Below are 9,819 nucleotides of genomic sequence, written 5' to 3' on the forward strand. Positions count from 1 at the left end.
GCAGGCTACTGTCGTCGGGACCGCGCGACACCACAGGCCGTGACCGCATTGTCGGACACTCCGACTGAAACATTCGCACCTCTTCCGGCCTGGTCTCGCGCCCTGCTTTCAAGAGGTTCACATCGTGAGCAGCGTGATCTGGTTCCTGGTGTTCGTGCTTGGCGCACTGACGCTCGCTTATAACCGCGCTTCGTTACTGACGACGACGCTCGCGTACGGCGGCGGCCTGCTGGCGTACGGTTGGTTCGGCAACCCCTCCTTCCCTTGGCTGGTCGTGCTGTGGGCGGTGCTCGCGGTGCTGGTGTTCCTCAACATCGATGCACTGCGCATTCGCTTCATCTCACGCCCCTTCCTGCGCACCTATCGACGCATGCTGCCGTCGATGTCACAAACCGAGAAAGACGCGCTCGAAGCCGGCACCGTGTGGTGGGATGGCGAACTGTTCACCGGCGGCCCCGACTGGGAAAAACTGCTGTCGGCGGCCGCGCCGAAACTCACCGCCGAAGAACAGGCCTTCATCGACGGCCCGTGCGAAGAGCTGTGCCGCATGATCGACGATTGGGACATCACCCATCGTCGCGCCGACCTGCCGCCGCACCTCTGGGACTTCGTCAAGAACAAAGGTTTCTTCGCGATGATCATCCCGAAGAAATATGGCGGTCTGGAATTCTCCGCGTACGCTCACTCGTGCGTGCTCGTGAAGCTGTCGAGCCGCTCGGGCGTCGTGGCATCGACCGTCGCCGTGCCGAACTCGCTCGGCCCCGGCGAATTGCTGCTCCACTACGGCACGCAGGAACAACGCGACTACTATCTCCCGCGTCTCGCCCGGGGCGAAGAAGTGCCTTGCTTCGCATTGACCGGTCCACGCGCGGGCTCGGATGCCGCGTCGATTCCGGATTTCGGCGTGGTCTGCAAAGGAACGTTCGAGGGCCGCGAGATCGTTGGCGTGAAGCTGAACTTCAGCAAGCGCTACATCACGCTCGCACCGGTCGCGACCGTCATCGGTCTGGCGTTCAAGCTGTTCGATCCGGACAAGCTGCTCGGCGAAGACAAGACCGACTACGGCATCACCTGCGCCCTGATTCCGCGTAACACGCCGGGCATCACCATCGGCCGTCGTCACTTCCCGATGAACGCGCCGTTCCAGAACGGACCGATCCAGGGCAAGGATGTATTCGTACCGCTGGATTATCTGATCGGCGGCATCAAGATGGCCGGTCAGGGCTGGCGCATGCTGGTCGAGCAGTTGTCGGTCGGCCGCTGTATCTCGCTGCCATCGAGCGCGACGGGTGCGGCGAAGGCAGCAGTGTTCGCTACCGGCGCTTACTCTCGGATTCGCCGGCAGTTCAATGTTTCCGTCAGTCAGTTCGAAGGCGTGATGGAGGTGATGGCCCGCATGACGGGCACGACATACATCATGGACGCCGCGCGCTCCGTCACCGCCGGTGCGATCGATGGTGGCGAGAAGCCGTCGGTGCCGTCGGCGATGTTGAAGTATCACCTCACCGAATACGGCCGCCAGATCGCCAACGACGCAATGGATATTCACGGCGGCAAGGGCATCTGCCTCGGCCCGAAGAATTATCTCGGCCGCAGTTACCAGATCGTGCCGGTCGCCATCACCGTGGAAGGCGCCAACCTGCTGACGCGCAGCCTGATCATCTTCGGCCAGGGCGCGATTCGCTGTCATCCGTTCGTGTTGCGTGAGATGAACGCCGCGAAGGAAAAGGACAAGCGCAAGGGCACGATCGAGTTCGACAAGGCGCTGTTCGGCCACATTGGTTTCACGATCAGCAATGCCGTGCGCTCGATGGTGATGGCGCTGACGCTCGCCCGCTTCTCGAAAGTCCCGGACGCGGGCCCGACCAAGCGTTTCTATCAACACATCAATCGATTCAGCGCCTCGTTCGCGTTCGCCACCGACGTGGCCATGCTGTCGCTCGGCGGCTATCTCAAGAAGAAAGAAAGCCTGTCGGCGCGCCTCGGTGATGTGCTGTCGTGCATGTATCTGGCGTCGATGGTGCTGAAGCACTACGAAAACCAGGGCCGCCAGGAAGCGGATCTGCCGATGGTCGAATGGGCTTGCCGCACGCTGCTGTACAAGGCTCAGGAACAATTGCACAGCTTCCTGCGCAACTTCCCGAACCGGTTCCTCGCGGCGTTCATGCGGCTGTTCATTTTCCCCCGCGGCCAGACGTATCACGCGCCGTCGGATCCGCTCAGCCACCAGCTGGTCGAGCAGATCATGCATCCGACCATCACACGCGATCGCCTGACCGATGGCGTTTATCGCACGGTCGAGCCGACCAACGCGCTGGGCCTGCTGCACGAAGCGCTGGTATTGAGCGAGACCGCCGAGCCACTGGAAAAGCGCATTCGCGTCGACGGCGTGAAGACCGGCAAAGTCACGGCACTCGATCTGCCGGGACAGATACAGCAGGCGCTGGCAGCGGGCATCCTGTCCGAAACCGAAGCGGCGATGCTGCGCGACTACGATCGTCGCGTGATGGACATCATCCACGTCGACGACTTCAACACCGAAGACCTGGCCGCCGGCCATCAGCCGGTCGAGCTAAGGCAGGTGCGGGTCGGCAACGCGTAACTCAAAACTTACATCGCCATTCGGAATCTTGCCAAGTTTGAGAATGGATTTTCTGAATGGTAAGGACGCCGGCGCCAGGTCCGACCGCTGCCGTGAACATTGCAAAGCTCCTTTTTGGCGAGCGTTTAACGACAGCGCGGCGCTGACTTTCCAATGCCTCTCGCTGCTCGGCTGAGAGGTTTACGGAAAACGACTGGCCCTGACCGCAAGGAGTAAATGTCAGGGCTCGATCGTCGAACGCCAGGAAGCCCTTGTACACCCGCACTTCCTCCGGCCGCAGGGGAGGCTTGAGGTCTTGCACATCAGCCCGGCGCAGCAGTATTACGCGCTCGATAACCGCATCTGGATCGGTCATAGGTGCCGACAACTGCGCAACGATTCGTGACTGAGCCCGGCGCCTGGGAAAAGCCGTTGGGTACGAGAACTCAATGCCGCTCTTCGTTGCATCGTACGGAAACCCCGTTATTCCGTTGAAGCTCGACCAATTGGCGAAATCAGCGCGAATATTCGAGTCGACGCCGCCGATGGCATGTCGAGCGTCGCGCAATAGCGCTCCGGGCACTAACGCGCGATAGGCCAAAGCCATCTTTTCCTCTTCGTTGGTGTGAATCAGCTCTGAGAGAAAGCGCGCTTCGTACCTCAGCGCAACGCCCAGGGTGAGCGTCAGCCCGTAGACGATCAGCACCCTTCTTCTGCTTCGTTCTCCGAACCACAAAGACAGAGCGGGATACGCCAGGCCAGACAACAAACCGAGGAATCCCATCAGCAGCAGAATCTTCGAGATGAATGATCCCGACACGACTGCCGAATGGTAGTGAGCACCGTAGGGAAACGTCGAAACGAACACATACCCGCCAAACAGGTATGCCAGCACGGGAATCGACGCAGCGAGCAACGCAAGTACCGTTAGTTTTCCGTATGGCATGTCTTCAGGCTCCTGACGCCGCGAATGAACCGCGAGCAAACTGTCGGCTTCGACATTCTCCCACAGAGCCCCATGCTTCTCCTCCATGTGGCATTGAGATGGACAGGTGCTTCCACCGCCTTCCCCTCGCGAGTACATTACGGCCGTGCACCTCTCGAGTGCGCTCTCGTTTTGCGTGCGACTCAATCCGACCCGCCGGTTGCCGCGAACCAGGAGCGTACCTGTCGACGCTCATCCCCATCGGAGTCCTTCAAGAATGAAACGCCAACTCAAGACTCGCTACATGCTCGCCGCGACCGCCGCTCTTTGCATCGGCGCCGCCCTGGCCATGGCCGATGACGTGAAGCGCACAGCTTCGCCGGCCGGCGCCGAGGTGTATTTCATCGCACCGGCAGACGGCGCGACGGTGACCAGCCCGGTCACGGTGAAGTTCGGCCTGAAGGGCATGGGCATCGCCCCGGCCGGCATCCAGTTCGACAACAGCGGCCATCATCACCTCATCATCGACGCCGACCTGCCGCCCGCCGGCGCGCCGATTCCGACCGACGCGAATCACGTGCACTTCGGCAAGGGCCAGACCGAAACCACCCTCGAGCTCAAGCCCGGCAAGCACACGTTGCAGCTGTTGCTCGGCGACTTCGGCCACGTCCCGCACGATCCGATCGTGACTTCCAAGAAAATCACGATCACGGTGAAGTGACGCGATCCATCCTGCATGTGGACATGGACGCGTTCTACGCGTCCGTGGAGATGCGCGACAATCCTGAGTTGCGCGGCAAGCCAGTGATCGTAGGCGGCCTCGGCGGGCGTGGTGTCGTCGCGGCCGCTTCCTACGAAGTGCGCAAATACGGCGTGCATTCCGCCATGCCGATGCGCGAGGCGTTGAAGCGCTGCCCTCACGCGGCGTGCGTCCGACCGCGCTTCGATCGTTATAAAGCGGTCTCCAATACCGTCTTCGAGATTTTCCATCGATTCACGCCCTTGGTTCAGGGGCTGTCACTGGACGAAGCCTTCCTCGATGTGACTCACAGCCAGGCGGCCCTTGGCTCGGCGGAGTCCATTGCGAAACAGATCAAGCAGCTCATCTTCAAGGAAACCGAGCTGACGGCGTCGGTGGGGGTGGCTCCCAACAAGCTGGTTGCGAAGATTGCCTCCGATCTGCGCAAGCCGGATGGATTGGTCGTCGTGTCGCCCGAGCAGGTCACCGCGATTCTCGATCCGCTGCCGATTCGCCGGCTGCACGGGCTCGGCAACAAGACCTCTCCTTTGCTCGAGCGAATCGGCATCGTGACCCTTCGGGATCTTCGGCTCGCGCCGGATGCCACGTTGCGGTCGGTGTTTGGGAAATACACGTCGCAGATGAAGGCGCGTGCGGCGGGTGAAGACGATCGGCCGGTCATTCCCGACTACGACGAGAAACAGATTTCTTCCGAAACGACGTTCGACAAGGACATCGCGGATCCTTCACGGCTCCATGCCGAACTGGTCCAGCTGGCGGATCGGACCGCGGCCCGGTTGCGATCGCAGGGATGGTTGTCGGAGCGAGTGACGGTGAAGATTCGGCGTCACGATTTCAAAACATACACGCGGCAGTGCGCGGTTCGACCGGCGACTCAGGAAACGAAGCCTCTCGCCGCTGCGGCGGCAAAACTGCTCGATGAGTGGATCAAGGCTCAGCCGCGCACCGCGATTCGGCTACTCGGCGTTGGCGCTGGAGATCTCACCGCTCAGCCGCAGCTGGAATTGTTTTCGGCGCAGGAATCGAAGAAGAATCAGCACCTCGATGCGACGCTCGACGACATCCGGGCAAAGTTTGGGAACGCGGCGGTTTCGCGGGCGAGCTCGCTGAAGAATCGCGAGCCGCACTAAGCCGCAACAGTGATGCCGGCTGCATTGGCCCGACGCGCGGGCTGCACGACGATCTGGACATGCTGGTCCAGCGACACCAACGCATGCATCAATCGTTCGAGCGAGATGTTCTGAAGCTTGTGGCGCCGGACCTGAGACACCTTGGGTTGACTCATGCCGATGACGGCGGCGGCCTCGGTCTGGCTCAGGCCGCGCTGGTCGATCAACGCGTTGAGCTTCATCGCGAGGATCACCTTTACCGACAACTCTTCCGCGTCCTCGAAGCCGAGGTCCACCAGAACATTGCGGGTGCCCTTGGGATTCTTGCCTTTGCTCCGGCTCATCACACTCTCCTTGTCGCCCTATAGCGGGCGATCACAGCCTTCAATCGCTTCTCGACCAACTCCACATCGGGCCGCGGTGTCGCAATGCCCGACTTGGACTTCTTCTGAAACGCATGTAGCACATGCACCGCATCGCCAACTCGCACCATATAAACAGCGCGGAAAGTGTCGCCGCGGTGATCCTCCACCAGCTCATACACTCCGGAGCCGTTGCCTTTCCATGGCTTGGCAGACTCTGGCGTGGCCCCTCGCTGCACGACATACAGCGCAACGCCCATGTCCTTCTGTACCGCGACAGGGAATTCCTTGAACTCCTTTTTCGAGGAACCTTCCCAATACAAGGGCTTTGGCGCCTCGATGGAAACTATACCCGTTCGGGAATAAATATCAAGTGATGTAATTAATCTGGGCATCCTTGCCAACACTCCGCAGCAACGACATAACATCCGCGACTTCCACTTAAGGCGTATCCAGCTCGCGAGCGCACGGCTACATTTGCGCGTGGCTCGCGGAGCCGAGTCATTACGAAGCCGATCTCCTCCTACTCAACGAAATGCGAGGCGACAGTTGCAACTTCCTCGCGCGCAGCCGAGGTGAAGCTAGAGCAGGGGCGATGCGCGGGTGTCGGCGAGAGAGTTCGCACGACACTTCCAACTCCGCGGCGATGAGTTGAACACCGAGCAATCGCGTGGCATGGAGTCGGCGCGTATCGTTGGAAGCCGCGAAGCGGATCAGATCCGGCCAGAAGGCGGGGTTCGTCGGCCAGCGAGGCATCATCAGTTCGCCGTAGCTTCCCGCGATACATCGGATCTGCCACAGCGGCGTATTGATCAGGCGCCTCGCCGTCGCGTATGGCATCGCATACATCATGCGCCCAGCCATCACGTTCTTACCCGCGACATGCGAGGCCTCCATCAGCGCCAGCTCGCAGAAGGAGCATTGCGCCGACGCATCACCCACACGCGCATATCTCTGCACCGCGCTCGACGATGAAGTCGCGCTCTCGCACACCGCATTCCAGAAGTTCTCATCCTCGAACCCCAGCGAATACAGCGAAAAGGGCATCGCCGCCAGCGTGCGCAATGCGCGCGGTGAAAGCGCGCCGAGAGCTCCGCGCTGCCGCGGAGGCAGGTACTGCAGCTGTGTTGACGCATCCGTCGCGTCGCGCTCCGCCACGAGCAGTTCCAGATAGTCGAAATTGAGCTGATGAATCCGCGCGAGCAGCGCAGGATGAAGGATGGGGGCGCCCGCCTCGGTTTCGCGATCGAGAGCCTCGCTCTCGACAACGATTGAATGTGCGCTCGCATCGTTGATCAAACACTCGTCCGTGTGCCTCAGTGACATGTCGCTTCCTTGCGAACTGAAAGGGGCGACGACTGTATTCGGACCTTTACGTGCAGGTCAATTGCGGAGCACACTATGCGCGCCGCATGCGACGGCCGCAGACAAGTCAACGGAACGCACACCGAACAGGGAGTTCACATGGATCTCGAGAACGATTCGTATAGCAACGAGCGCAGCCGGAACGATCTCGCGCTTCGCATGATTCGCCATGAAGCGCGCACCTGTACGATTCGCGAATGCACCGGCCTCTCCGACGATCGCATTCGCCGTCTCTATAAATCCTATGCACACGAACTGAGCGAAACGCCCGTGCGCCGGCACCGAGGGAAGTCGCCGCGGCAAGTGACGTTCTTTGTTCGAAACACACGCACGCAATTTGAATCATCGCTGCTGGCGAGCGCGTTCGCGGCGTTCGGTCTCCTGCAACCCGCGGGAACCCAGCCGTCGATCGAATCCGACGATCCGCTCGACTACGGCCGCCGCTTTTGTGATGCATATGAAACACACCAGCAGTTGCTGAACACGCAAACACTCTCGTTCGAGCACGCGTGGTTCCTGCTTCGACTGCTGAACCATAGCGGCGACCTGCGCGCCGTGCGCTGTCGACACTGTGACAGTTACTACCTCAAGGACAAATTCAACCTCTGCCGACATTCCTGTCCGACCTGCAGGCTCAAGCGAGCGCGCGCCCGTTGCCGCACCAAGCCGTGGAAACCCTGTTCCAGTTCACGCGCTGTAATGCGCGACTGATAAACTGCCGGCATGCCATCGCGCTCGCCAAACACACTCGCTGGGCCCTACCTGGAACGTGCCGCGCACCGTCGCAAGGACGAGGCGCATGTGCAGGCGGCACTGGCCGATCCGGGGACGCTGTTCGTACCCGTCTGGCAGACGCGTAACTCCATCCTTCGACAGGGCGATCTGCTGGTCGCCCACTTCGTGACCGGCGTGCAGGCGTTCGCCTCAGCCGGCGCGACCGATTACGTGCTCCTCGGCGAATTTCACGGTCACGCCGTATTTGCCGTCGGTCTGTCGGGCGAACGCCCGCAGATGCCCGATCCGGCAGTGGATTTTCAGGACCTGCGCATGGTCGCGGGCGCGCTGCCGGCGGAAGAGGCGGGGTTGCTGGCCTACGCGCGGGCCATGATCCATTGGCGCGAGACTCACCGGTTCTGCGGCCGATGTGGCTCGCCGACCGAGGCGGTCGACGGCGGCCATGTGCTCAGATGCAGTAACGAAGCCTGCCGTACGCAGCAGTTTCCGCGCATCGATCCGGCAGTCATCGTTCTGGTCACGGATGGCGAGCGCGCCCTGCTCGGCCGGCAGGCGGCGTGGCCGCCCGGCCGTTACTCGACCATTGCCGGGTTCGTGGAGCCGGGGGAAAGCCTCGAAGACGCCGTCGTTCGAGAGGTCCGAGAGGAAACCGGCGTGGATGTGGGCGTGGTGGACTACCATTCATCGCAGCCGTGGCCGTTCCCGTCGTCGTTGATGCTGGGATTCACGGCGTACGCCCGTAGCACGGATATCTCGCGAGTCGATGACGAGCTAGAGGACGTGCGCTGGTGGACGCGCGAGGAGATTGCCGGCGGGGCGGTGTCGCTGCCGATCACGCATTCGATCTCCTTCCGGCTGGTCGAGGACTGGTACGACTCGGGCGCCAGCCGCCCGCTGCGCGAAGAGCCGGGCGTGCGGCTGTGGCAGCTGCCGCGCCGCTGACCGCGCGACCCATGCGCCTATTTTCCCCCCTTAGCCCGCAAGTCATGACACTTTAGCGGTGAATCTCGATAAAACTGGTCTTGCGACCCCCTGGCTCGTCACGGCCAGGGAAGTCGATATGCCCGGTTCGAGTTTTTCTTCTTAGGGCGTGTTCATCCACCGTTAGACCTGCTGCTCTACAATCCCCGCCATGTGCCTGCTCGTCCTTGCCTGGAAACACCACCCTCGTTACCGCCTGATCCTCGCCGGCAACCGCGACGAGTTTCATGACCGTCCGGCCGCGCCGCTGAATTGGTGGCAGGACGATCCGCGCATTCTCGGCGGGCGGGACCTCAAAGCCGGCGGCACCTGGCTCGGCGTGGCCCGCTCGGGGCGGTTTGGCGTCGTCACGAACTACCGCGATCTGCAGGCGCCCGTTGAGAGCGCGCCGTCGCGTGGACAACTGGTTCCGCGCTTCCTCACCGGCGCCACCTCGCCGAAGGAATTTCTGGACGACCTGCGCGGCGCGGCGCCTCGCTACTCCGGCTTCAACCTGCTTGTGGGCGGCACCCGCGCGCTGTACTACTTCTCCAACCGCGGCCCGAACCCCACGGCACTGGCGCCGGGCGTGTACGGGTTGAGCAATCATCTGCTCGACACGCCGTGGCCCAAGCTGGCGCGCACCCGCGAGCGCTTCAACGCCCTGCTGTCACAGCAGGAAATCGCGCCGGAAGATCTGTTCACCATGCTCGGCGATCGCGACCAGGCCACCGGCGCCGACCTGCCGTCCACGGGTTTGCCCGAGGATTGGGAGCGAGTGGTGTCAGCACCGTTCATCGTCAACGAGCGCTACGGCACCCGCTGTTCCAGCGTGCTGCTGGTCGAGCGCACGGGTCGCACGATTCTCCAGGAACGTCGCTTCGATGCCGCCGGCATCCAGAGCGGCAACTCCCGCTTCGAATTCACCAGCGCCGAAGTGCCCGAGGTGTGGTTCGAAGCCGAGGACCCCGACGAGACCGTGACGACCGACACTTCGTTCGATTCTTCGCCGGAATAACTCT

At 61.9% G+C, this 9,819-nt stretch carries 10 protein-coding genes; 6 read left to right on the top strand and 4 right to left on the bottom strand.

From position 1 onward, the window contains the following. The first annotated feature begins 124 nt into the window (after window positions 1–124). Entirely contained in the window at window positions 125–2,602 is a 2,478-nt protein-coding gene (locus EKO19_RS30030; RefSeq protein WP_129781108.1) for an acyl-CoA dehydrogenase, read from the top strand. Between the two features lies 1 nt (window position 2,603). On the opposite strand, the gene EKO19_RS30035 is transcribed toward EKO19_RS30030, so the two are convergent. After that, the gene (locus tag EKO19_RS30035; RefSeq protein WP_129781109.1) at window positions 2,604–3,614 is read right to left on the bottom strand and encodes a hypothetical protein; all 1,011 of its coding nucleotides are present in this window, start codon (window positions 3,612–3,614) and stop codon (window positions 2,604–2,606) included. Between the two features lie 169 nt (window positions 3,615–3,783). Here EKO19_RS30035 and EKO19_RS30040 point away from each other — a divergent pair, with 169 nt between their 5' ends. After that, window positions 3,784–4,227 carry a DUF4399 domain-containing protein gene (locus EKO19_RS30040; protein WP_217705703.1) on the top strand — a complete coding sequence of 148 codons (444 nt, stop codon included), beginning with the start codon at window positions 3,784–3,786 and terminating at the stop codon, window positions 4,225–4,227. Then, window positions 4,224–5,396, top strand: a complete 1,173-nt coding sequence (dinB, locus tag EKO19_RS30045) for a DNA polymerase IV (protein WP_129781110.1) — start codon at window positions 4,224–4,226, stop codon at window positions 5,394–5,396. Before EKO19_RS30040 ends, dinB begins: the two co-directional genes overlap by 4 nt. Here dinB and EKO19_RS30050 read toward each other — a convergent pair. The 3 genes from EKO19_RS30050 to EKO19_RS30060 all read right to left on the bottom strand — a co-directional run bounded on the left by EKO19_RS30050 (window position 5,393) and on the right by EKO19_RS30060 (window position 7,063). Then, on the bottom strand, window positions 5,393–5,719 hold the full coding sequence (locus tag EKO19_RS30050; RefSeq protein WP_129781111.1) for a helix-turn-helix domain-containing protein: 327 nt from the start codon (window positions 5,717–5,719) through the stop codon (window positions 5,393–5,395). The genes dinB and EKO19_RS30050 overlap by 4 nt on opposite strands. Continuing rightward, window positions 5,719–6,132, bottom strand: a complete 414-nt coding sequence (locus EKO19_RS30055) for a type II toxin-antitoxin system RelE/ParE family toxin (RefSeq protein WP_129781112.1) — start codon at window positions 6,130–6,132, stop codon at window positions 5,719–5,721. Before EKO19_RS30055 ends, EKO19_RS30050 begins: the two co-directional genes overlap by 1 nt. A 109-nt stretch (window positions 6,133–6,241) precedes the next feature. Further along, complete coding sequence (locus EKO19_RS30060) at window positions 6,242–7,063, bottom strand: hypothetical protein (RefSeq protein ID WP_129781113.1); 822 nt, start codon at window positions 7,061–7,063, stop codon at window positions 6,242–6,244. Window positions 7,064–7,201: 138 nt separating this feature from the next. Here EKO19_RS30060 and EKO19_RS30065 point away from each other — a divergent pair, with 138 nt between their 5' ends. The 3 genes from EKO19_RS30065 to EKO19_RS30075 all read left to right on the top strand — a co-directional run bounded on the left by EKO19_RS30065 (window position 7,202) and on the right by EKO19_RS30075 (window position 9,815). Beyond that, on the top strand, window positions 7,202–7,813 hold the full coding sequence (locus EKO19_RS30065) for a FlhC family transcriptional regulator (RefSeq protein ID WP_157995502.1): 612 nt from the start codon (window positions 7,202–7,204) through the stop codon (window positions 7,811–7,813). A gap of 12 nt (window positions 7,814–7,825) precedes the next feature. Next, on the top strand, window positions 7,826–8,779 hold the full coding sequence (nudC, locus tag EKO19_RS30070; protein ID WP_129781115.1) for an NAD(+) diphosphatase: 954 nt from the start codon (window positions 7,826–7,828) through the stop codon (window positions 8,777–8,779). A 190-nt stretch (window positions 8,780–8,969) separates the two neighbouring features. Next, a complete protein-coding gene (locus EKO19_RS30075; protein ID WP_129781116.1) occupies window positions 8,970–9,815 on the top strand; it encodes an NRDE family protein in 846 nt (281 codons plus the stop codon). Window positions 9,816–9,819: the final 4 nt, after the last annotated feature.

The sequence above is a fragment of the Peristeroidobacter soli genome (assembly GCF_004138485.1).
In the GTDB taxonomy this organism is placed as follows: domain Bacteria; phylum Pseudomonadota; class Gammaproteobacteria; order Steroidobacterales; family Steroidobacteraceae; genus Steroidobacter; species Steroidobacter soli.